22 protein-coding genes and 1 tRNA gene are annotated in these 22,157 nt (G+C 63.9%); 8 read left to right on the forward strand and 15 right to left on the reverse strand.

Features of this window, described 5'->3' with window-relative positions; all coding sequences use genetic code 11:
- Positions 1-30: 30 nt before the first annotated feature.
- On the forward strand, positions 31-1,239 hold the full coding sequence (locus GRI32_RS07895; protein WP_160591133.1) for a DUF445 domain-containing protein: 1,209 nt from the start codon (positions 31-33) through the stop codon (positions 1,237-1,239).
- A 36-nt stretch (positions 1,240-1,275) separates the two neighbouring features.
- Here GRI32_RS07895 and GRI32_RS10710 read toward each other — a convergent pair whose 3' ends face one another.
- The 4 genes from GRI32_RS10710 to sucC all read right to left on the reverse strand — a co-directional run bounded on the left by GRI32_RS10710 (position 1,276) and on the right by sucC (position 5,561).
- Positions 1,276-2,229: a hypothetical protein gene (locus tag GRI32_RS10710; RefSeq protein ID WP_202385979.1), complete on the reverse strand. Its 954-nt coding sequence runs from the start codon at positions 2,227-2,229 to the stop codon at positions 1,276-1,278.
- 129 nt (positions 2,230-2,358) lie between these two features.
- On the reverse strand, positions 2,359-3,294 hold the full coding sequence (locus tag GRI32_RS07900) for an electron transfer flavoprotein subunit alpha/FixB family protein (protein ID WP_160590899.1): 936 nt from the start codon (positions 3,292-3,294) through the stop codon (positions 2,359-2,361).
- The gene (locus tag GRI32_RS07905; protein WP_160590901.1) at positions 3,291-4,040 is read right to left on the reverse strand and encodes an electron transfer flavoprotein subunit beta/FixA family protein; all 750 of its coding nucleotides are present in this window, start codon (positions 4,038-4,040) and stop codon (positions 3,291-3,293) included. Before GRI32_RS07905 ends, GRI32_RS07900 begins: the two co-directional genes overlap by 4 nt.
- Before the next feature lie 321 nt (positions 4,041-4,361).
- Positions 4,362-5,561 carry an ADP-forming succinate--CoA ligase subunit beta gene (gene sucC, locus GRI32_RS07910; RefSeq protein WP_160590903.1) on the reverse strand — a complete coding sequence of 400 codons (1,200 nt, stop codon included), beginning with the start codon at positions 5,559-5,561 and terminating at the stop codon, positions 4,362-4,364.
- Between the two features lie 106 nt (positions 5,562-5,667).
- On the opposite strand from sucC, the gene GRI32_RS07915 reads away from it, so the two are divergent.
- The gene (locus tag GRI32_RS07915) at positions 5,668-6,450 is read left to right on the forward strand and encodes a 3'(2'),5'-bisphosphate nucleotidase CysQ (RefSeq protein ID WP_160590905.1); all 783 of its coding nucleotides are present in this window, start codon (positions 5,668-5,670) and stop codon (positions 6,448-6,450) included.
- A gap of 53 nt (positions 6,451-6,503) precedes the next feature.
- Here the strand turns inward: GRI32_RS07915 and GRI32_RS07920 are convergent, their stop codons facing one another.
- Positions 6,504-7,184 carry a YiaD family glycine zipper/OmpA-like lipoprotein gene (locus GRI32_RS07920; protein WP_160590907.1) on the reverse strand — a complete coding sequence of 227 codons (681 nt, stop codon included), beginning with the start codon at positions 7,182-7,184 and terminating at the stop codon, positions 6,504-6,506.
- A gap of 147 nt (positions 7,185-7,331) precedes the next feature.
- On the opposite strand from GRI32_RS07920, the gene GRI32_RS07925 reads away from it, so the two are divergent.
- Positions 7,332-8,624 (forward strand): hemolysin family protein, encoded by a 1,293-nt coding sequence (locus GRI32_RS07925; RefSeq protein WP_160590908.1) that lies wholly within the window; start codon positions 7,332-7,334, stop codon positions 8,622-8,624.
- Between the two features lie 344 nt (positions 8,625-8,968).
- Here the strand turns inward: GRI32_RS07925 and GRI32_RS07930 are convergent, their stop codons facing one another.
- The 9 genes from GRI32_RS07930 to GRI32_RS10715 form a co-directional block, all read right to left on the reverse strand.
- On the reverse strand, positions 8,969-9,376 hold the full coding sequence (locus GRI32_RS07930) for a DUF3035 domain-containing protein (protein WP_160591135.1): 408 nt from the start codon (positions 9,374-9,376) through the stop codon (positions 8,969-8,971).
- Between the two features lie 29 nt (positions 9,377-9,405).
- Positions 9,406-9,918 (reverse strand): signal peptidase II, encoded by a 513-nt coding sequence (gene lspA, locus GRI32_RS07935; RefSeq protein ID WP_160590910.1) that lies wholly within the window; start codon positions 9,916-9,918, stop codon positions 9,406-9,408.
- Positions 9,915-12,890 (reverse strand): isoleucine--tRNA ligase, encoded by a 2,976-nt coding sequence (gene ileS, locus GRI32_RS07940; protein ID WP_160590912.1) that lies wholly within the window; start codon positions 12,888-12,890, stop codon positions 9,915-9,917. The genes lspA and ileS overlap by 4 nt, the downstream gene beginning before the upstream one ends.
- Before the next feature lie 91 nt (positions 12,891-12,981).
- Positions 12,982-13,905 (reverse strand): bifunctional riboflavin kinase/FAD synthetase, encoded by a 924-nt coding sequence (locus tag GRI32_RS07945; RefSeq protein ID WP_160590914.1) that lies wholly within the window; start codon positions 13,903-13,905, stop codon positions 12,982-12,984.
- Positions 13,896-14,435 carry a dihydrofolate reductase gene (locus GRI32_RS07950; RefSeq protein WP_237437443.1) on the reverse strand — a complete coding sequence of 180 codons (540 nt, stop codon included), beginning with the start codon at positions 14,433-14,435 and terminating at the stop codon, positions 13,896-13,898. Before GRI32_RS07950 ends, GRI32_RS07945 begins: the two co-directional genes overlap by 10 nt.
- 9 nt (positions 14,436-14,444) lie before the next feature.
- A complete protein-coding gene (locus GRI32_RS07955) occupies positions 14,445-15,509 on the reverse strand; it encodes a 5-(carboxyamino)imidazole ribonucleotide synthase (protein WP_160590918.1) in 1,065 nt (354 codons plus the stop codon).
- Positions 15,510-15,521: 12 nt separating this feature from the next.
- Entirely contained in the window at positions 15,522-16,007 is a 486-nt protein-coding gene (gene purE, locus GRI32_RS07960; protein WP_237437444.1) for a 5-(carboxyamino)imidazole ribonucleotide mutase, read from the reverse strand.
- Between the two features lie 6 nt (positions 16,008-16,013).
- On the reverse strand, positions 16,014-16,700 hold the full coding sequence (gpmA, locus tag GRI32_RS07965; RefSeq protein WP_160590920.1) for a 2,3-diphosphoglycerate-dependent phosphoglycerate mutase: 687 nt from the start codon (positions 16,698-16,700) through the stop codon (positions 16,014-16,016).
- Between the two features lie 98 nt (positions 16,701-16,798).
- The gene (locus GRI32_RS10715; protein ID WP_202385980.1) at positions 16,799-16,975 is read right to left on the reverse strand and encodes a hypothetical protein; all 177 of its coding nucleotides are present in this window, start codon (positions 16,973-16,975) and stop codon (positions 16,799-16,801) included.
- A gap of 183 nt (positions 16,976-17,158) precedes the next feature.
- On the opposite strand from GRI32_RS10715, the gene GRI32_RS07970 reads away from it, so the two are divergent.
- From GRI32_RS07970 to GRI32_RS07990, 5 genes are all read left to right on the forward strand, one after another.
- A tRNA-Thr gene (locus GRI32_RS07970) sits at positions 17,159-17,233 on the forward strand.
- Between the two features lie 91 nt (positions 17,234-17,324).
- Positions 17,325-17,789 carry a PH domain-containing protein gene (locus tag GRI32_RS07975; RefSeq protein ID WP_237437445.1) on the forward strand — a complete coding sequence of 155 codons (465 nt, stop codon included), beginning with the start codon at positions 17,325-17,327 and terminating at the stop codon, positions 17,787-17,789.
- Positions 17,786-19,369 (forward strand): PH domain-containing protein, encoded by a 1,584-nt coding sequence (locus GRI32_RS07980; protein ID WP_160590922.1) that lies wholly within the window; start codon positions 17,786-17,788, stop codon positions 19,367-19,369. The genes GRI32_RS07975 and GRI32_RS07980 overlap by 4 nt, the downstream gene beginning before the upstream one ends.
- A 73-nt stretch (positions 19,370-19,442) precedes the next feature.
- Positions 19,443-20,438 carry a threonine aldolase family protein gene (locus tag GRI32_RS07985; protein ID WP_160590924.1) on the forward strand — a complete coding sequence of 332 codons (996 nt, stop codon included), beginning with the start codon at positions 19,443-19,445 and terminating at the stop codon, positions 20,436-20,438.
- On the forward strand, positions 20,435-21,364 hold the full coding sequence (locus GRI32_RS07990; RefSeq protein ID WP_160590926.1) for a DMT family transporter: 930 nt from the start codon (positions 20,435-20,437) through the stop codon (positions 21,362-21,364). Before GRI32_RS07985 ends, GRI32_RS07990 begins: the two co-directional genes overlap by 4 nt.
- Here the strand turns inward: GRI32_RS07990 and GRI32_RS07995 are convergent.
- Positions 21,342-22,157 (reverse strand): Rossmann-fold NAD(P)-binding domain-containing protein, encoded by an 816-nt coding sequence (locus tag GRI32_RS07995; RefSeq protein ID WP_160590928.1) that lies wholly within the window; start codon positions 22,155-22,157, stop codon positions 21,342-21,344. The two genes, GRI32_RS07990 and GRI32_RS07995, sit on opposite strands and share 23 nt — an antisense overlap.

The raw sequence follows: 22,157 nt of genomic DNA on the forward strand, positions 1-22,157 counted from the left end.
CCCGGCCTTGCCCCGGACCGCGCGCGCCGCATGCGCTATACCGCCACCGGCTTGCTGGTCGCCATGGCCGGCGTGTTCACCCTCGCCCATTTCAATGAAGCGGCCCATCCGGCCTGGGGCTATGTCCTCGCCTTTGCGGAGGCGGCTATGGTCGGCGGATTGGCGGACTGGTTCGCGGTAACCGCCCTGTTCCGCCATCCGCTGGGCATTCCCATCCCGCACACGGCGATCATTCCGGAAAACAAGGATCGCATCGCCGATACGATGGCGGGCTTCCTGCGCGACAATTTCCTCACACCGCTGGTGGTCGCGCGCCGCATGCGGGACATGAACCTGGCCCGGGCTGCCGGTGACTTCCTGATCGAGAGGCGTGAGGGAGAGATCGGCCGCATCCGTGCAGGAGCCGCCGAACTGTTCGTCGACCTGCTCGAATCGCTCGATCCGGAGCGGCTCGGCAAGCAGGTCAGGGCGGGTCTGGCGAAACAGGCGGAGAAGATCGACGTCTCACCCCTGCTCGGCAAGATGCTCGAAACATCGATGGCGGACAATCGCCATCGCCCGCTGATCGATGCGATGATCCGCTGGGCGGGGCTGACGCTGGAAGACAATGAGGAGATGGTGCGCGACATGATCCAGGCGCGCGCCAATGCCCTGCTGCGCTGGACCGGGCTGGACGAAAGGCTCTCCAATTCCGTGCTCGATGGCCTCTATCGCCTGCTGGCGGAGATACTGGTCGATCCGCAGCACCCGCTGCGCGGCAAGGTGGAGGAAGGGCTGGCGAAATTCGCGCAGGACCTGCAACACGATGACGAGATGCGCGCCAAGGTGGAGCGGATCAAGGCCGACATGCTGGCCAATCCGGCGCTGGGCGAATGGTGGATGGGTGTGTGGGAACGCCTGCGCCATGCGCTGATCGAAATGGCCCGCAATCCGCAAAGTGCGATGGCGGGCCAGCTGGGATCAAGCATGCAGGAACTGGGCAAGACGCTGCGTGAGGACCCGGCGCTGCAACTGCAGGTCAATCGCCTTGCCCGGCGCACGCTGGTGGGCGTGGCCCAGCGTTATGGCGAACAGATCGTCCAGCTGGTTTCCGAAACGGTCAAGCGCTGGGATGCGCGCACCATCACCGGGCGGATCGAGAGCGCGGTGGGCCGTGACCTGCAATTCATCCGCATCAATGGCACGCTGGTGGGCGGGCTTGTCGGGGTGACGATCCACGCCCTCACACAGCTGTTCTAGCCAGCAGGCGCGAGGGCGCGGGTCCTCAGGCTGGCGTTACTGGCCGAACGGCCGGTTAAGTCCGAAGACGTAATCCACCATCCAGTAACTCGCCATTGGCTGGCCATCGGCGTCCAGCGCGGGAGTGAAGGAGCCGTTCTCCATGATGCCCTTGCAAATCGCCTCATTCTTGCGCTCTGCCAGCGAAGGCCAGTGCACCGTGCAGCTGGTCGGCTTGCCCTGCGCATCGATCATCACGCGGAAGGGATTGCGGGCACCGCCAAATGCACCGAATTCCTGAAAGCCCACGGTGCCGCGCGGAATCCATTCAAAGGCCTGACCCACAGGTGCAGCGCGGCGCGTCATGGTGCGGTGCTTTTCGTAATCCAGGCCCCAGGTGACCAGCAGATCGTCCATGCAGGTCTGCAACGCTTCCAACGGCGCGCGCAGCGATCCGGTCTGCAGGCTGAACCCGCGCAGCAGGCCTTCATCGAACGCGATACCGTTGATGCCGGCGGCAAATTCCAGCTCGGCGGCGCGATCATAGGGTGGCTGGACGAACGGCGCATCTGCCCCTTGCGCGCCAGCACCTGCTCCCGGCGGCGGACCACCGGGGCCGGGACCGGGGCCACCGGGCCCACCCGGACCACCCGCGCCGAATCCGGCGAAAGGATCGGGACCGATGATGATATTGCCAAAGTTGAAATAGTCGCGCCCGTCCGGTGTTTCGGACTTGATGTACCTCGCCGTCCGCTCACCGCCCGACGGCAGATAGCTGTAGCCGATCTGGTCGGCGGCGCGGAAGGTGCGGATTGAATCGCTGACCAGGATCATCCGAACCGAATTGTCGGCCCGGTTGCGTTCCAGCGCCAGCGCGATCTCATTATCGCCATTCGAATAGATCGATGCGAGCTGACAATAATCATCGCCAAAATCGAGCGACCACGGCCCTGATTGCGTATAGACCAAAGGCGCTTCCTGCGCGGACGCAGTCAGTGGCGCCGTGGCCATTGAAGTTGCCGCCATCAAGGCAGCCAGATTACCGGTTTTCATAGACATCCCTCCCGACCACGAAGCTATTGATAGCGCCGCCAAGGTCAAGCTGGCATTTGTCCATAAGTGTAACGGCAAGCGCCGCCGCTACAGCTTCCCGGTCAGTTCCGGCACTGCCTGGAACAGGTCTGCGACCAGTCCCAGATCGGCAATCTGGAAGATCGGTGCATCGGGGTCCTTGTTGATCGCCACGATCACCTTGGAATCCTTCATGCCCGCCAGATGCTGGATCGCGCCCGATATGCCCACGGCGATATACAGGTCCGGCGCGACGATCTTGCCGGTCTGGCCGACTTGATAATCATTGGAGATATAGCCCGCATCCACTGCCGCGCGGCTGGCACCGATGGCGGCACCAAGCTTGTCTGCCAGCGGAGTGATGATCTGGCTGAATGTCTCGGCATCCTTCAGCGCGCGGCCACCCGATACGATGATCCCGGCGCTGGTCAGTTCGGGGCGTTCGGACCTGGATGCTTCCAGACCCACAAAGCTGGACAGGCCTGCATCGCCCGGTCCCGAAACCGCCTCGACAGTGGCGGAGCCGCCCGTGGCAGCAGCCTTGTCAAAGGTCGTCGTGCGCACGGTGATAACCAGCCTGGCATCGCTGCTCTGTACCGTGGCAACGGCATTGCCGGCATAGATCGGGCGGGTGAAGGTCTTTGGTCCCTCAACCGAAATGATCTCCGACACCTGCATCACGTCGAGCAGGGCGGCCACGCGCGGAGCGATGTTCTTGCCCGTGGTGGTGGCAGGCGCGAGGAAGGCGTCATAGCCATCCATCAGGCCCGCGATCAGCGGCGCGACATTCTCCGCCAGCTGCGCGCCATAGGCGGCATCCTGCGCCACAAGCACCTTCTCCACCCCGGCAATGGCGGCGGCGGCATCGGCGACGCCAGCGGCATCATCGCCGCCAGCCACCAGCACATGCACCGGCCCGCCCAGTGCGGCGGCGGCGGTTACTGTGGCCAGAGTTGCGGCGCTCAATACGCCGCCATCGTGTTCTGCAAGGACCAGCGCGCTCATGCCACGGCTCCCATAGCCTTGAGTTTCGTCACAAGTTCGTCGACCGAGCCGACCACTTCGCCGGCCTGACGCACCGGCGGCTCCTCAACCTTCAGCGTGGTCAGGCGCGGAGTGGTATCGACGCCGTAATCGGCGGGCGATTTCACATCGAGCGGCTTCTTCTTGGCCTTCATGATATTGGGCAGGGAGGCATAGCGCGGCTCATTCAGGCGCAGATCGGTGGTGACCACCGCAGGCAGCGCCAGCTTCACCGTCTCCAGCCCGCCATCGACTTCGCGGGTGACCGACACGTGATCGCCCTCGATCGCTACCAGCGATGCGAAAGTCCCCTGCGGGCGGCCCATCAGCGCGGCCAGCATCTGGCCGGTCTGGTTGCAATCATCGTCAATCGCCTGCTTGCCCATCAGCACCATTCCCGGCGCTTCTTCATCGGCGATGGCTTTCAGGATCCTGGCCACGGCCAGCGGCTCCACCTGATCGTCGGTTTCCACCAGGATCGCCCGGTCGGCGCCCATGGCCAGCGCTGTGCGCAAGGTTTCCTGCGCCTTGGCCGGACCGATGGAGACAGCGACGATCTCGCTCGCGGCGCCCTTTTCCCTCAGCCGGATCGCCTCTTCCACGGCAATCTCGTCAAACGGATTCATGCTCATCTTGATATTGGTCAGGTCCACGCCGCTGCCGTCGGCCTTCACGCGCGGCTTGAGATTGTAATCGATCACCCGTTTCACAGGCACCAGAATCTTCATCGGTCGCCCCTCCTGTGGGCATCGCAAAAGCGCTGTAATATTATTGCGCCGCCTTCGCCTTCCTTGCGCCGCAGGTCAAGAGTGCAAGGTGACAAAGGTGACACCCCGTCACCTTACACGCCTTCACCATGAAACTTCATTAAACCAACAACTTACACCGCATTTCCGTGCCTGGAAGCAGGTGACACCGCGCCGCAGGGGCCGCGCAAGTCATTTGTCCATACGCCCCACATACAAAGAGCCGCGGCCAGTTAGGCGCGCGGCTCTTGTGTAGGAAAGACCCGGCAGCCTGTCAGCGCCGGGTGTTGCTGGCCGAAACTGTCAGGCCGCCTGCTTGACCTCGGCCACGATCTTGCGGGCGGCATCGCCCAGGTCGTTGGCAGAGACGATGGGCAGGCCGGAATTGGCGAGGATATCCTTGCCTTTCTGCACATTGGTGCCTTCCAGGCGGACAACCAGCGGCACGTCCAGGTCCACTTCACGCGCGGCGGCGACGATGCCTTCCGCAATCGTGTCACAGCGCATGATGCCGCCGAAGATATTGACCAGAATGCCTTTTACCGCCGGATCGGACAGGATGATCTTGAAAGCTGCGGTGACCTTTTCCTTGGTCGCGCCGCCGCCCACATCGAGGAAGTTGGCGGGGAATGAACCGTTCAGCTTGATGATATCCATCGTCGCCATGGCCAGGCCTGCGCCATTGACCATGCAGCCGATATCGCCATCCAGCTTGATATAGGCGAGATCGTATTTGCTGGCTTCGACCTCCATCGGATCTTCCTCGGTCTCATCGCGCATCGCTTCCACATCGGGGTGGCGATAGAGCGCGTTCGAGTCGAAGCTCATCTTGGTGTCGAGGACGAGGAGGTTTCCGTCCTTGGTTTCCACCAGCGGATTGATCTCCAGCATGTCGCAATCCAGCGTGGTGAAGGCGGTATAAAGCTGGCTGGACAGCTTCTGCGCCTGCTTGGCCAGATCGCCCGAAAGCTTCAGCGCAAAGGCCACGGCGCGGCCGTGGTGCGGCATGAAGCCGGTGGCGGGATCAATGGTGATGGTGGTGATCAGTTCGGGCGTATCATGCGCCACCGTCTCAATATCCATGCCGCCTTCGGTGGATACGATCATGGCGATCTTGCTGCTGGCCCGGTCGACCAGCATGGAGAGGTAGAATTCCTTCGCAATATCAACGCCATCGGTCACATACAGGCGATTGACCTGCTTGCCCGCGGCACCCGTCTGGATGGTGACCAGCGTGTTGCCCAGCATGTCCTTCGCGTCGGCTTCCACGTCGGCGATGCTCTTGGCCAGCCGCACGCCGCCCTTGGCATCCGGGCCCAGCTCCACGAATTTGCCCTTGCCGCGTCCACCTGCATGGATCTGCGATTTGACCACATAGAGCGGCCCGGGAAGCTTGTTTGCCCCGGCCACGGCTTCTTCCACGCTCATCGCGGCATAGCCGGTGGGGATGCCGATTCCGAACTTCGCGAGCAGTTCCTTGGCCTGGTATTCGTGGATGTTCATTTGTGCTGTGAACCTTTGCCTGTGGGATGGTGCAATGCAATAATCGCTAAAGCATCATCGCGCCGCGCTTGCAATGTGTTCTGGCACATACCAACTGTGCGGCTGCATGATAGACCGCCTACGCCTCAGAGATATCTGCGTTGAAGCAGGCAACATCGCTTTGCGGCAATGGCCGGGCCACGGGCATGAGGTAGAGACGTGGGACAAGGGCGGTGACAGCCCGGTTTGCGCCGCCGACATCGAAGTGGACGGCTTCCTCAAGCAGGAACTGGGGCGCTTGCTGCCCTCTGCCGGGTGGCTTTCGGAAGAGACGGGCGATGATCCCTCGCGGCTCAGCAAGGGGCTGATCTGGTGCGTCGATCCGATCGACGGGACGCGCGATTTCATCCACGGGCGCGATGGCTGGGCGATCTCTGTCGGGCTGGTGAGTTCGGGCAGGCCCTTGATGGGATTGCTGGTCGCCCCTGCGCGCGGAGAGGTGTGGACCGCCACGGCGGGCAAGGGAGCGCGGCTCAACGGGCAGGACCTGGTGGCCAGCAAGCGCGCGACCTTTCCCGGATCGCGCGTGCCGACGCATTCGCTGGCCGAGGAAGACAAGGACCTGACCATGGTCGACCGGCCCAATTCCATCGCCCTGCGCATCGCCATGGTCGCGGATGACCGCGCCGATCTGGTGGCCACCCTGCGCTGGGGCTTTGAATGGGACATCGCCGCCGCCACGCTGATCGCGCGCGAGGCCGGGGCCAAGGTGACGGACGCCTTCGGCCATCCGCTCAACTTCAACAAGCGCGATCCGCGCGCCTTCGGCCTGCTGGTGTGCGCACCCGGCATCCACGATGCCGCCGTCGCAAGACTGGCAGACCGCGCAGCGGAATATTCGGTGGTGTGAAAAGAAAAAGGGCGCCCCGAAGGACGCCCTTTTCCCAAGACAATGCCTGAAACCTAGTAGGCTGCGTTAACGTCAGCCTGCGTTACCGGCGTGATGCGGATTTCCACGCGGCGGTTCTGCGCACGGCCCGATTCGGTGGTGTTGTCTGCCACCGGGTACTGCTCGCCATAACCAATCGATTCGATGCGCGCACGCGATACCCCGCGTGAGACGAGGTAATTGGTGACCGAATCGGCACGGCGGCGCGACAGGTCGAGATTATACTGCTCGCTGCCGGTCGAATCGGTGTGACCCATCACGTCGATCAGCGAATTGGGATAATTGACCAGGCTCTGCGCCACGCCGTCCAGCGTGTTGCGCATGTTCGGGCTGATGGCGGTGGAATCGACGGCAAAGGTCACGTCGGGCAGGTTGACCAGGATGCCATCGCCGCCCGGTGTCTGCGTTACGTCCACGCCCGAGCCGGCGGTTGCCTCTTCCAGCTCGCGAATCTGCTCGTCCATGCGATAGCCGACATAGCCGCCAGCTGCGCCGCCGATGCCTGCGCCCACGATGCGGGCGGTCTTGCCGCCGATCAGGCCACCCAGCAGGTAGCCCAGACCGGCGCCGCCAATGCCGCCGATCGCGGTACGGGAAATCTTCTGCTCACCGGTGTTGGGATCGGTCACACAGGCGGTGACGGTTACCATCGAAAGCGCGGCGAGGCTGGAGACGACTAAGCGAGATCTTTGCATGGAGATTTTCCTCTCAAAATTCTTGTTACGGCCCGAAACTGAATAGACTGATGCCCTCAAAAACGAGCAAGTAGCCTGAGTGTTCCTGAAACCTGCGTGAACATAGTCTTAGACTCAGCCGCACAATCTGCTAGCGCAAGCTTTCTCATGTCACCTTTCCCCTGGTTCGATGTCGCCATTCTGGCCGGGCTGATATTGCTCAACGGCGTTTTCGCCATGTCAGAGCTGGCGATTGTCTCTGCCCGCACCGCACGGCTGCGCATGGCTGCCGATGATGGCAGCGCCGCCGCGAAAGTGGCGCTTTCGCTGGCCGCAGACCCGGGCAAGTTCCTTTCCACCGTACAGATCGGCATCACGCTGATCGGCATTGTCGCCGGTGCCTATTCTGGCACCACGCTGGGCGGCCCTATGGGGGAGCGGCTGGTTTACCTCGGCCTCGATCCGGAGCTGGCGGACGATTTCGGCTTTGTGCTGGTGATCGTGATGACCACCTATTTCAGCCTTGTCGTGGGAGAGCTGGTGCCCAAGCAGGTGGCCCTGCGCGCGGCCATGCCCATCGCGCTGGTCATGGCCCGGCCGATGGCGCTGCTGGCGCGCATCGCGGCGCCGTTTGTGTGGCTGCTCGATACCTCCTCCAGCCTGATGCTGCGCATCATGGGTGTGCGTAAAGGGGGCGAACACGGGCTGACGGCGGAGGAGATCCACATGATCTTCAGCGATGCCACCAGCACCGGCGTGATCGAGGAGCAGGAGCGCGCGATCCTTTCGGGCATCATGCGGCTGAATGAAAAGCCCGTGCGTGAACTGATGACCCCGCGCACCCAGCTCGACTGGATCGATGCGGAGGCCGATGTGCCGGAGATGATGAAGGTCATTGCCGAAACCCCGCATTCGCTGCTGCCCGTGGCGGAAGGTTCGCCGGACAAGGTGCTGGGCGTGATCAAGGTGCGCGAAGTGCTGGCCCTGATGGTGGCGGGCGGCGAGGTGAACATCCACGCGCTGGTGCGCAAGGCCGAAGTCGTGCCCGATCAGCTGGATGCGATGGACGCGCTGCGCGTGCTCCAGCAATCGGGCGTGGGCATGGCCATGGTGCACGATGAATACGGCCATCTGGACGGCATCGTGACCCCGGCAGACCTGCTGACGGCGATTGCCGGCAGTTTTGCCAGCCACCAGGACGAAGGCGATGAGCCGATGGTGGTGGAGCGCGACGATGGCACGTTGCTGGTGTCCGGCAACATGCCCGCCGATGCGCTGGCGGAAAAGCTCGCCATAGACCTGCCCGAACAACGCGAATTCGCCACCGCCGCAGGCTTCGTGCTGTATTTCCTCAAGAAGCTTCCGCTCGAAGGCGAAAGCTTCGTGGAACAGGGCTGGCGCTTCGAAGTCATCGACATGGATGGCCGCAAGATCGATAAATTGCTGGTGAGTAGAATCTGAGGTTGGAAGATTCGCGGGGGTGATTGGTTTCCGCGCGAGTAAGTTTGTTCTGCGCACGCGCATCCGCGCGCGCGGCTTTTTTGAGCCTCAGGCGCCGGCGGGGCCATACGGCCCCTTAGGCTTTCCTCGCGCCTTCGGCGCTGCGGGCGCGCGTTCGCGCTTGCGGGTTGCTGGACGCAGCCCGAACCATTCCCAGATCTTCACTGGAGTGCGCTGGCTCGGTCCGCGACCAGCGGACCGCAAGGCCAAAGGCCGCCCGCAGGTGCCCCGCAGCGAAGCGGAGGGATCAGCGCCGAGGACGCGCGCCCGGATGGGCGTGCGAAAAACAAAACCCTACGCTTAAATCAGGAAGGTATTACTGCCCGTGCGGCCTGGCCGTCACCTTCGGGTGCGGCGATGATGGCGCGGGTGGTGGCGCCCTTGTCGACCGTATAGGTGCCCGGATCGCCCACGGTGGAGCGAATCGCGATTTCGGCTTCTCCGGCACGATCGAGAGCGGATGTTTCCACCGCGCTGCGCTGGGCAGCGGGGAACAGCGCTTCGAGAGCCTGCTGCGCTGCAGTTCCTTCCACCGGACGCGGAGCGCCGGGGGCGGGGGGAACCAGTTCGAAATCTGGCGGGATCACCAGCGGCGCCTGGCGCTGCACGGCGAATTCGTCTGGCCGTTCACGGCTGGCGATCAGGCCGCTGCTGCAGGCCGAAAGCATGGCCGCAGTGCCGATTGCGAGAGTGATACGGGTGAAATTGCGCATGTAATCTGTCTCCGCGGGTGAATGTCCGCTCAAATTTCTTCCTGCTCTGTGGCCGGTTTCTCGCGCATGAACAAGGCGCGGGCAAGGAGAATCACCACTCCGATGGTGATTGCCGCATCTGCCAGGTTGAAAATCAGGAAGGGGCGAAAGCTGCCAATGTGGAAATCGGCAAAATCGACGACGTAGCCGAAGCGATAGCGATCGACGATATTGCCCAGCGCCCCGCCCAGGATCAGCGCCAGCGCGCTGATATCCCACATCTTGCGCTCGCGCAGCATCCACACCAGCACCACCAGTGCGATGATGCTGGTCATCACCACCAGCCCCCAGCGCATTTCCATGCTGTTCGCCGGCAACATGCCGAGCGACACACCATAATTATTGGTGCGGGTGAAATCGAAGAACGGCAGCAGGCCGTAATGATCGCCCACCTGCCGCAGACCCAGCACTTCGACCACGAAATGCTTGAGCCACTGGTCGGCGGCAAACAGAACAAGCGCCATGCCCACCCCGATCATGCGCATGCGCTTAAGGTCGGTCATGCCGACGCATCCAGTTCGGTCACCACGTCCTCGCACCGCTGGCACAGATCGCCATCCTCGGTGACTTCGGGCAGCAGGCGCCAGCAGCGGCCGCATTTGGCATCGCCGCTCTTGCTCACCGCCACCACGTCACCATCGCCGCGCGTCACCGCGCCGGTGATGAACAGTTCGGCCAAATCGCTTTCGGTAAAGCCTGCAGGCACGGCGCTGGCAGGCACGCTGACTTCGGCCTCAAGCCCGGAACGGATGGTCTTTTCGCGGCGGAAAGGCTCGATCGCTTCGGTTACGCGTTCACGCAAGGCGCGCAGATCGTCCCACCGCCGGTGGTCTGCCGATGCGGCGGGAACTTCCGGCCATTCGAGCAGATGCACGCTGTCGGCATCGGGGAAGCGCGTGCCCCACACCTCTTCGCTGGTGAACACCAGCACCGGCGCGGCATAGCGGACCAGCGCGTGGAACAGCGTGTCGAACACGGTGCGCGCGGCGCGGCGGCGCAGATCGCCTGCGCCATCGCAATAGAGGCTGTCCTTGCGGATATCGAAATAGAAGGCCGAAAGGTCCTCATTGCAGAAATCCACCAGCGTGCGGACATAGGTGTTGAAGTCGAAATCATCGACCGCCTTGCGCATGGTGGCATCCAGATCGCCCAGCAGGCTGAGCATGTAGCGCTCCAGCTCCGGCATCTGGTCCACCGGCAGCGCTTCGGCCTGCGCATCGTAATCGGCCAGGGCGCCCAGCAGATAGCGGAAGGTGTTGCGCAATTTGCGGTACTGGTCGGCCACGCCCTTGAGGATTTCCGGCCCGATGCGGTGATCTTCGGTGAAATCGACGCTCAGCGCCCACAGGCGGATGATATCCGCGCCATAATCGCGCATCGTGTCCAGCGGGCTGATGGTGTTGCCCTTGGACTTGGACATCTTCTCGCCCTTGGCATCCATGGTGAAGCCGTGGGTGAGCACCGCCTTGTAGGGCGCGCGGCCGCGCGTGGCGCAGCTTTCCAGCAGGCTGGACTGGAACCAGCCGCGGTGCTGGTCGCTGCCTTCCAGATACAGGTCCGCGGGGGATTGCAGGTCCGGCCAGCGCGCACTTTCCAGCACGAAGGCGTGGGTGCAGCCAGAATCGAACCACACGTCGAGAATGTCGGTGATGCGCTCGTAGTCGTCGACATCGTATTCGTTGCCGAGCAGCGCCTGCGCCGCCTCGTCACTCCACGCATCCACGCCCTTGGCGCGCACGGCTTCGATGATGCGGGCGTTGACCTGCGGATCGCACAGATATTCGCCGGTCTTGCGGTTCACGAACAGAGTGATCGGCACGCCCCAGGCGCGCTGGCGGGACAGCACCCAGTCCGGGCGGCCTTCGACCATCGAGCTGATGCGGTTGCGGCCCTTTTCCGGCACGAAACGGGTGGCCGCAATCGCCTTCATCGCGGTTTCGCGCAGCGTGGCGGTCTTGCCCGCATGAGTGGCCAGCGCCACCGCCCCGCCGATGGCGCCCAGCGGCGCCACTTCAAAGTCGAAGGGCGCAACAGGTTTGTCCATCGGCACGAACCATTGCGGCGTGCAGCGGAAGATGACCTTGGCCTTGGACCGCCAGCTATGTGGATAACTATGTGGATAATCTGCGGAGGCCGAGAGCAAAGCTCCCGCTTCCTTGAGGTCTGTGCAAATCGGACCATCGGGGGCGTTGAACTTGGGGTTGATGACCGAACCCTGACCGCCCAGCCACAACCAGTCCTCGCGGTACTTGCCGTCACCTTGCACCGCGAACACCGGATTTATGCCGTGGGCCTTGCACAGATCGAAATCGTCTTCGCCGTGATCGGGCGCCATATGGACAAGGCCGGTGCCGCTGTCGGTGGTGACAAAGTCGCCGGGCAGCATCGGACGCGGCTCGGCATAGAACCCGCCGAGATGGTGCATCGGGTGGCGGCAGATGGTTCCGGCTAGGTCTGCGCCTTTGAACGGCCGAAGCAAAACTGGTTCAAGGGAAATTCGGACAGAATTACCTAATGTCTGTTGTCTCGTGGATAACTGATAAGCCACCCGTTCCAAGTGGCTCTCGGCTAAAGCTGTCGCTGCGACAAAGGTGAGATCGCCAAGCAGATTCTGAATTGCATCCAGACCTTGCTGTAGATCGTCGCTCTCACTCGAAGCTTGGACATGAGGCCTGTATCCAAACAGGCCGTACTCAACCTCCGGCCCATAAGCCAAGGCCTGGTTCACCGGGATCGTCCACGGCGTCGTCGTCCAGATCACCGCATGCGCGCCGACCAGTTCCTTGATCGGGCTTTCGACAATCTCGAACGCCACGTCGATCTGGGTCGAGACGATGTCCTCATACTCGACCTCAGCCTCGGCCAGCGCGGTCTTTTCAACCGGGCTCCACATGACCGGCTTGGCGCCGCGATAGATCTGGCCGCTCTGGGCGAATTTGAGCAATTCGGTGACGATGCCCGCTTCGCTTTCGAACTGCATGGTCAGATAGGGATTGTCCCAGTCTGCCAGCGTGCCCAGGCGCTTGAGCTGTTCGCGCTGCACATCCACCCAATGCTGCGCATATTCGCGGCATTCGGCGCGGAATTCTTCCGCCGGAACCTCATCCTTGTTGAGCTTCTTCTTGCGGTATTTTTCCTCCACCTTCCATTCGATCGGCAGGCCGTGGCAATCCCAGCCCGGAACGTAGGGCGAATCCTTGCCCAGCAGGGTCTGCGTGCGCACCACCATGTCCTTCAGCACATGGTTCAGCGCATGGCCGATATGCATGTCGCCATTGGCATAGGGGGGGCCATCGTGGAGGATGAACTTCTCACGCCCCGCGCGGGCCTTGCGCACCTGCTGGTACAGGTCCGCCGATTGCCAGCGTTCGAGAATGCCCGGTTCCTTCTGCGGAAGGCCGGCTTTCATCGGGAAATCGGTTTTCGGCAGGAAGACCGTGTCCCGGTAATCCCGCTTGGGTGTGGTGTCGCTCATATGCGGGCGCGCTTAGGCGGAAACGCGGTTTGCGGCAACAGGAGAGCGCACGCCCGGTTCCTTCACCGCCGCATCACCGGTGCCCGAACGGTCATGCCAGCAGGTCCCGCGCCTCATCACAATCGTGCGCCATTTGCGCCATCAGATCGTCCAGATTGGCAAACTTTGCCTCCGGCCTCAGGAAGTGACACAGCGCCACCTCGATTTCCTGCCCGTAGAGATCGCCGCTGAAATCGAAGAAATGCGGTTCCAGCAGTTCCTTGGGCGGATCGAACATCGGGCGCACGCCGACATTGGCCGCGCCGTGCAGTTGCTGACCCGTGGCGAGCACGCGGCCGGTCACCGCATAAATGCCAAAGCGCGGGCGCAGGTAGCTGCCAAGGTCCATGTTGGCGGTGGGGTATCCGATTTCGCGGCCGCGCTTGTCCCCGTGCTGCACCACTGCGCGCAGGGCGAAGGGGCGGGTCAGCAATCTGGCCGCCACATCGCATTCCCCGGCTTTCAGCGCATCGCGAATGCGGCTGGAGGAGACGACCTGCCCGCCCGATTTGACCGGGCCAACCTGCCGCGCCTCTATGCCGCAGGTCGCGCCCACATCGCGCAATACGCCCACGTTGCCGCTGCGGGCCTTGCCGAAGGTGAAATCCTCGCCCGTCACCACCCCTGCCGCACCAATGTGCCCGGCCAGCAGTGTGGCCACGAAATCGCGCGCATCCATTGCCGCCAGTTCATCATCGAACTGGAACACCAACATGGCATCGGCCCCGGCGGCGGCGAACAATTCCTCGCGCTGATTCAGGCTGGTGAGGCGGAATGGCGGCACATGCGGCGCGAAATGGCGCACCGGATGCGGATCGAATGTGGCGACGATGGCGGGCCGCCCCTCGGCGCGCGCCCAGTCCACCGCTTCTGCCACCACCTTCTGGTGTCCCAGGTGGAAGCCGTCAAAATTGCCCAGCGCCACGATCGCGCCGCGCAAGGCTTCGGGGATCGGATCGCGATGGGTCAGCCGCATGGACCGCGCTGGCTTTCGGGGCGCAGGTAGGTGACGAAATCATAGGGCGGCCAATTGTCGCTGGCGGGATGCCGCGCGCGCGCGGTTTCCACCCATTCAACGGGCGAGAGCGCATCCATGAACACGTCGCCCTGCGTATCCTCATGCACTTCGGTGATTTCCCAGCGGGAGGCGAGGTCTGCCATCAGCGTGAATATCTCGCCCCCGCCGATGACCGAGAAATCGCCCGGTCCGGCAAGCTCCAGCGCCTGTTCCATGCTGTTGGCTGTGAGCGCCCCCTCGGCCTTCCAGTCAGGATCGCGGGTGAGCACGATATGCGCGCGGCCGGGCAGCAGGCCGGGCAGGCTGTCAAAGGTCTTGCGGCCCATCACCATCGGCATGCCGGTGCCACTGCGGCCCATCGTCAGCCTCTTGAAGCGCTTCAGGTCCTCGCTGATCGCCCACGGCACGTCGCCATCTCTGGCGATGCAGCCATTGGTCGCGCGTGCGACGATGAACAGGACTTCGCGGTCCGCCGCCTGGTCCATCATCCTGCCCTTTCAGCCGACACGCGTGACATGGCCCATCTTGCGCCCCGCGCGTGCCTCTGCCTTGCCATACAGGTGCAGATGCGCCCTGGGGTCGGACAAATGGCCGACCACGTCCAGCGCCTGTGCGCCGATCAGATTATCCATGCTGATGGTGGCGGCAACGCTGGCGGTATCGCCCAGCGGCAGGCCGCAGATCGCGCGCACGTGGTTTTCAAACTGGCTGGTGACCGCGCCCTCGATTGTCCAGTGGCCGGAATTGTGCACGCGCGGGGCCATTTCATTGAACACCGGGCCGACCGACGTGGCGAAGAATTCCATCGTCATCACGCCTACGTAATCCAGCGCCTCGGCGGCCTTCTGGGCCAGCTCGCGCGCGTCATCGATCTGCGCGGCGACGATATCGGGCGCGGGCAGTTCGCAATGCGCCAGAATGCCATTGTCATGCACGTTGCGGGTGGAATCCCAGAACCGCACCTCGCCCGTGCGGCTGCGCACCAGGATGACCGAGAATTCGCACTCGAAATGGACCAGACCTTCATAGACCAGCCCGCTTTCGGGCACGCGCACGCCGGCGCCATCGGCGGGTGAGGCGATCTTCCACTGGCCCTTGCCGTCATAGCCATCGCGCCGTGTCTTCATGATGCCCGGTGCGCCGACCCTGGCGATGCCGTCGGCCATCTCGTTATCATGATCGATGGCGGCATAGGGTGCAGGCTTGCCGCCCAACTGCTCGACAAAGCGCTTTTCGCGATAGCGATCCTGCGCCACTTCCAGCGCCAGAGTGCCGGGTGCCAGCAGGCCGCCGGACAGCGCCGACAGCGGGGCCACCGGCACATTCTCGAATTCATAGGTGACCACGTCGCAGGCCTGCGCAAAGTCCTGCATCGCTTCGCGGTCATGCCAGGCGGCACTGGTGAAGCGGGCGGAGACTTCGGCGGCCACGCTGTCCTTCTCCGGCGCATAGATGTGCACGCGGTAGCCAAGCTGGGCGGCGGCCATGGAGATCATCCGGCCAAGCTGTCCGCCGCCGAGAATCCCGATTGTCGCACCTGCGGGGAGGGCGGTGAAGCTCATGTGTGCTGTGCCCTATTTGTCCGAAGGAGTCTCGGCCACGGTGCCGGTCTGCGCCGCGCGCCAGTCCTGCAGCCGCCGGGCCAGCGCATCATCGGAAAGCGCCAGAATGGAGGCGGCGAGCAGGCCGGCATTGGTTGCCCCTGCCTCGCCAATCGCCAGCGTGCCGGTGGGAATGCCCGCGGGCATCTGCACGATCGAAAGCAGGCTATCGAGACCCGACAGCGCGCGCGACTGGATCGGCACGCCCAGCACGGGCAGGTGGGTCAGCGCGGCAATCATGCCCGGCAGATGCGCCGCGCCGCCTGCGCCGGCGATAATCACCTTGAAGCCATCATCCGCCGCGCCCTTGCCAAAGGCGTGCAGCCTGTCCGGCGTGCGGTGGGCGGAAACGATCCGGTCATCATGCTCCACGCCAAGCTGGTCCAGCACCCTGGCGGCGCATTTCATGGTCGGCCAGTCAGACTGGCTGCCCATTACGATTGCAACTGGCGGGGACATGGTCTGTTACCGATCCTTCAAGTAATGCCGTTCACCCGGCTGCATGGCGTCATCGAAGTCGTAGACGATTGGCTGGCCGGTGGGAATCTCCAGCCCGGTGATTTCATCATCTGAAATTCCCGACAGGTGCTTCACCAATGCGCGCAGAGAATTGCCATGCGCGGAAACCAGCACCGTCTCGCCGCTGGCCAGCACCGGCAGGATTTCCTCCTGCCAATAGGGCAGCACGCGCTCGATCGTCAGCTTCAGGCTTTCGGTGGCGGGGATATCGATCCCGGCATAGCGGAAATCGCCCGACAGATCGAATTGCCCGCCCGCTTCCAGCGGCGGCGGCGGAACGTCAAAGCTGCGGCGCCAGATCAGCACCTGCTCATCGCCGTGCTTCTCCGCCGTTTCGGCCTTGTTGAGGCCGGTCAGCCCGCCATAGTGCCGTTCATTCAGGCGCCAGTCCTTGGTTTCGGGAATCCACAGCCGCCCGCAGGCTTCCAGCGCCAGATGCAGCGTCTTGATCGCGCGCAGCTGCACGGAAGTGTAGGAGCGCGTGGGCAGCAGGCCCTTTTCGGCCAGCAACGCGCCCGCCGCAATGGCCTCGGCCACGCCCTGCTCGGTCAGGTCCACATCCCACCAGCCGGTGAAGCGGTTTTCCAGGTTCCACTGGCTCTGGCCGTGGCGCACAAGGATCAGGGTCGGCACGTATCGGGCTCCTTCATAGGGGAGCGCCACCCGTTAGCTTTTCGATTCGCAATTGGGAAGGGGCAGGCGGCCCCAGGCCAACCCGAAGCCATCGGGCATCACGGGGTCTTGTCGTCTGCTCCAGAGTCCCCGGTGCGGGTCCCGGCACTATCCCCGGCACTATCGAGCGCCTTCGCCTGCGCCTTGCGGCGGCGCAGATTCTCTCGCAGCTTGGCGGCAAGGCGCTCTTCGCGCGTCGGAGTTTTGCGCGGGGACGTTTTTTCGGTGCCGGTCATGGGCGCACCCTTGCCGCCAAAGCGGCCATGTCTCAAGAGTGCGTCTCAAGAGTGCGTCTCAAGAGTGCGTCTCAAGGGTGCGTCTCAAGTGGCAGCATGCAAACCCGCCTTGACTTTCACTGCCCCCGCGACAATAGCGCGCGCCTGCCTCCGAAGACGGAGTTTTCGCAGGCGAAATGGCATGCTGCTGTAGCTCAGTGGTAGAGCGCACCCTTGGTAAGGGTGAGGTCGAGAGTTCAATTCTCTCTAGCAGCACCATTTCCCCCACTCCTCCCGCATTGCCGCCCGCCGCGCCGACACCCGCTTTGGCGCCTTGCCAGAAGCAGGTGTATTGTGCTTATAGAGCACCATGCCAGAGGACAAACTCACCCAGCTCGATCCCGCCTATGTCACCGTGATGCGGATTCAGGCGGTGCTCACTGCGATTCCTTTCGTGATCGGCGCGCTTGTGGGAGAGATCGGCGGCATGCTGATGTCCGGCGCTTTTCTGGTGCCGGTGGTGCTGGTGGCCGTGTTCCTGATCCTGATGGTGCCGCTGCGCCGCTTCAACGCGCGCGGATATGACATGGCCGATGATCGCCTGCGCGTGGTGCGCGGGCTGCTGTTCCGGTCGGACACGGTGGTGCCGTTCAGCCGGGTGCAGCATATCGATGTGGAACAGGGCCCGCTGGAACGCGCCTTCGGCATTGCCCGGCTGGTGCTGCATACGGCGGGAACGCATAATGCCTCCGTCACCCTGCCCGGCCTTGCTTATGACGATGCCGCCGCCATGCGCGAGGCGATCCGCGCCCACGTCAAGCGCGAGACGATGTGAACGACACTGCAGCAGAGATTGAGGCTGCCGGCGAGGCTGCCGGCCCAGGCTGGCAGCGCACCCATCCGCTGGCGATAGTGGCCAGCGGCCTGCGCGGGCTGCAACAATCGATCCTGCCGATTGTGGCGGTGATGTTCGGATCGCGCAGCATGGACAATGCCGCATGGATTGTCCCGCTGTTTGCAGGCGGCATTATCGCCATAAACCTTGCCGTCGCATGGCTGACTTGGCGGCGCGTGCGCTACTGCGTCGGGGCCAATGACATTCGCGTGGAGAAGGGGCTGATCAGCCGCTCTGCCCGCGCGGTTCCTTATGAGCGCATTCAGGATGTGAGCCTGGAACAAAAGCCCATTCCGCGCCTGCTCGGCCTGGTGGAGGTACGATTCGAGACGGGTGCGGGCGGCAAGGACGAACTGCAGCTGGCCTATGTCAGCAAGGATGAAGGCGAGCGCCTGCGCGATGTGGTGCGCGACCTGCGCGACGGTGTGGCTGATGGTGTGGCGGCTGGCGTGGCCGATGGCGGGCAGGATATTGCAACTGGCGCAGCGGGCGAAGCGGGACCGTCCGGGCAAAGCGAACGCAGCAAGCAGCTATTCGCCATGGGTCCGCGCCGGCTGCTGTTGCTGGGCCTGTTCGAATTTTCGCTGATCGCCATTGCCGTGCTGGGCGGCGCGGCACAGCAGCTCGATTTCCTGCTGCCGTTCAACCTGTGGGACGTGGGCGAGTGGCAGCATCTGGTTTCCGGCCCCGGCGCATGGCTGATGCGACTGGGCTGGGCGGCGCAGATCGTTGGCATGGCCATCGCCATTGCGGTGCTGGGCGTGGTGGGGCTGGGCACAGGCGTGCTGCGCACCTTCCTGCGCGACTGGGATTTCCGCCTCGACCAGACGCCCAAGGGCTTCCGGCGGCGGCGCGGACTGCTGACCAAGACCGATGTGGTCATGCCTGCGCACCGCGTTCAGGCGATTACCGTGGGCACCGGCCTGCTGCGGCGCGTCTGGGGCTGGCACAGCCTGTCCTTCGTCAGCCTGGCGCAGGATGCCAAATCGGCCAATCACGTGGTTGCCCCGCTGGCCCAGCTGGAGGAGATCGCGCCGATTGCCGAGGCTGCCCATTTCACCCTGCCCGCTGCCGATGCGGACTGGCACAGACCAAGCCGCAAATACCGGCTGGACAAGGCGCTGATGGGGGCCATTCCTGCCGCATTGGCCGGCAGTGCGGCGCTGGTATTCATTCCCTCTGTTCTGCCCGGACTGGCGCTGTTCGGCCTTGCCGGTTTCATCATCGCGCAGCAGCATTTCCTGTGGCTGCATGAACGCCATGCGCTGGATGCGCGGCAGATCATTTCGCGGCGCGGCTGGCTGGTGCCAAGGCTCCAGATCGCCAATCGGGTGAAGTTGCATTCGGTGGAGATTGCGCAGGGGCCGATTTCCCGCAGGCGCGGCTATGCCGATCTCAAGTTCGGGTTGGCCGGGGGCAGTTTTGCCTTCCACGGCCTGTCGATTGCAGAGGCGCAGGCGATGCGCGCTGCGGTCCTCGATTCCATTGCCTCTGTCGATTTCTCAAGACTTCCGCGCTGATTGAACCGAGCTGACAGGGCCATCGCCATAAGGCCATCTTGCTAAGATCGCGCCCTGCGGCCATTGCACTGCGATGCAATTCCTGTCCGACAATGCAGCACGCGTGCACCCTGCGGTGTGGGAGGCCATGAAGGCCGCCGACGCTCCCGATTCGCCCTATGACGGCGATGCGTTGAGCCAGCGGCTGGATGCGGTGTTCTCCGATCTGTTCGGGCGTGAATGCGCGGTGCTGTGGGCCAGCACCGGCACGGCTGCCAATTGTCTGGCGCTGGCGACGATGGTGCAGCCGCACGGCGGGGTGATCTGTCACCGCGAATCGCATATCGAAAGCGATGAATGCGGCGCGCCTGGTTTCTACCTTCACGGGGCCAAGCTGCTGCTGGCAGACGGCACCGGGGCCAGGCTGACGCCTGACAGCATCGGCGCAGTGCTGGCGGGCATTACCCGCGGCATTCACCAGGTGCAGGCGCACGCCATCTCCATCACGCAGGTGAGCGAATACGGGCTGACCTATGCACCGCAGGAACTGACGGCGATTGGCGAGCTGGCGCGCGAACATGGCCTTGGCCTGCATATGGACGGCGCGCGCTTTGCCAATGCGGTGGCTTATCTCGGCTGCTCGCCCGCGCAGGCAGCTGGCCCGGTCGACGCGCTCAGCTTCGGCTTCACCAAGAATGGCGGCATGGACGCAGAGGCGATCGTGTTCTTCGATGGCGAACAGGCCGATCTGGCCCGCTGGCGGCGCAAGCGGGCAGGCCACCTCCATTCCAAGGGCCGCTTTCTGGCGGCGCAGATTCTGGCGCTGCTGGAAGGCGGATTGTGGCTGCAACTGGCGCGCGCGGCCAATGATGCGGCAGCGCACATCGCTTCGGGCGCAGGCGAACGCCTGCTGCACGCCCCGCAGTCGAACGAGCTGTTCATGCGCATGAATGCGGATGAGCGCGCGGCGCTGCGGGCGCAGGGTTTTGCCTTTTACGACTGGGACGATGCGAGCGTGCGGCTGGTCACCAGCTGGGATACGCGCGGCGAAGATGCGCAGGCGCTGGCCACGGCAATCGCCGCGCTATGAGCCTTTCCCCGCAGTTGCATCACCGCCGCAGGCACGCGCTGCTGCGCCCTGAAGTGGCGATACCCTTCCTGCTGGTGGCGCTGATCTGGGGATCGACCTGGCTGGTGATCAAGGATCAGCTGGGGGCGGCACCGCCCAGCTGGTCTGTCGCCTACCGGTTTGCCATCGCCACGGCGGGGATGGCCCTGCTGGCTGCGCGGCAGGGCACGGGTTTTCGCATGACGGCGAGCGGCCATCTGTTTGCACTGGGCATCGGCCTGTCGCAGTTCTTTGGCAATTTCAACTTCGTCTACCGCGCCGAACTGCACCTGACATCGGGCATAGTGGCGGTGCTGTTTGCGCTGCTGATGGTGCCCAATGCTCTGCTGGGGCGGGTGTTTCTGGGCGTGACTGTTACCGGGCGCTTCCTGATCGGCACGGTCATCGCGCTGGGCGGCATCACTCTGCTGCTGGCGCATGAGAGCATGGCGATGGACCCTGGCACCAGTATCGAGCTGGGGCTGGTGTTCACCGTGCTGGGCATTCTGGCCGCCTCCATCGCCAATGTCATGCAGGCCAGCGAGACCGCCCGCAAACAGCCGATAGTCCTGCTGCTCGCCTGGGCGATGGCGTGGGGCACCTTGTTCGATATCACGCTGGCGTGGTCGGTATCCGGGCCGCCGGTGATTCCGGTGGAGCCGCGCTATTGGGCCGGCGTTGCCTATCTGGGCCTGATCGGGTCGGTGGTCACCTTTCCGCTCTATTTCAAGCTGATCCGCGATCTGGGACCGGGCCGCGCGGCCTATAATGGCGTGCTGGTGCCGGTGGTGGCGATGGCGCTGTCCACCGTGTTCGAGAATTACCAGTGGTCGCGGCTGGCGATTGCCGGTGCGGTGTTGGCGCTGCTCGGCATGCTGGTGGCGCTCAGGGGGCGCCAGATCGACTGATCGCCGCCTGGACCTCCGCCTGAATAGCTGCCAGCCCCTCACGATATGTCGGGAATTGGAGCTTCCAGCCCAGCACGCGCTTCGCCCGGCCATTCGCCACCCGGCGGTTCTCCAGATAGAATCCGCGCGCCATCGGGGACAGATCTGCCTCCTCCAGCGATTGCAGCGGCGGCGGCTCCACCCCCATCAACCGGCAGGCATGTTCGATCACCGCATTCTGGCTGCACGGCAGGTCGTCGGACAGATTATACGCGCCCGCCGGGGCGTCGCCCGTCATCGCCGCCACAACGCCGCTGGCGATATCGGCCACGTGCACGCGGCTGAACACCTGTCCGGGAATGGCGATCCGGTGCGCCTTGCCGCTGGCGATGCGCTCAAACGCGCTGCGGCTCGGACCATAGATGCCGGGCAGGCGGAACACGCGCGCGCCAAGATCCAGCCAGCGCGCATCGGCCTGCGCCCGCGCGCTGCGCCTGCCGGTGCCGGTGGGCGCGCTTTCATCCACCCATGCGCCATCGGTATCGCCATAGACTCCGGTGGAGGACAGATAACCCAGCCATTTGCCCGGTAACTTGTCGCCATAAGCATCCAGCACCGGGTCGCTGCCCGCCGATGGCGGCACGCTGGACAGCACGTGGCTGGCCCTTGCCAAAGCCGCTGCCACCGCCGCCGGATCGGCGAAATCGACATTGCCCGCACTGCCGGTCGCATCGACATGCCAGCCGCTTTGGCGCATGGTATCGGCGATGTAGCCCGCGCTATAGCCGAGGCCAAAAATGAACAGTTGAGCCAT

This window comes from Alteraurantiacibacter aestuarii (genome assembly GCF_009827405.1).
GTDB lineage: Bacteria > Pseudomonadota > Alphaproteobacteria > Sphingomonadales > Sphingomonadaceae > Alteraurantiacibacter > Alteraurantiacibacter aestuarii.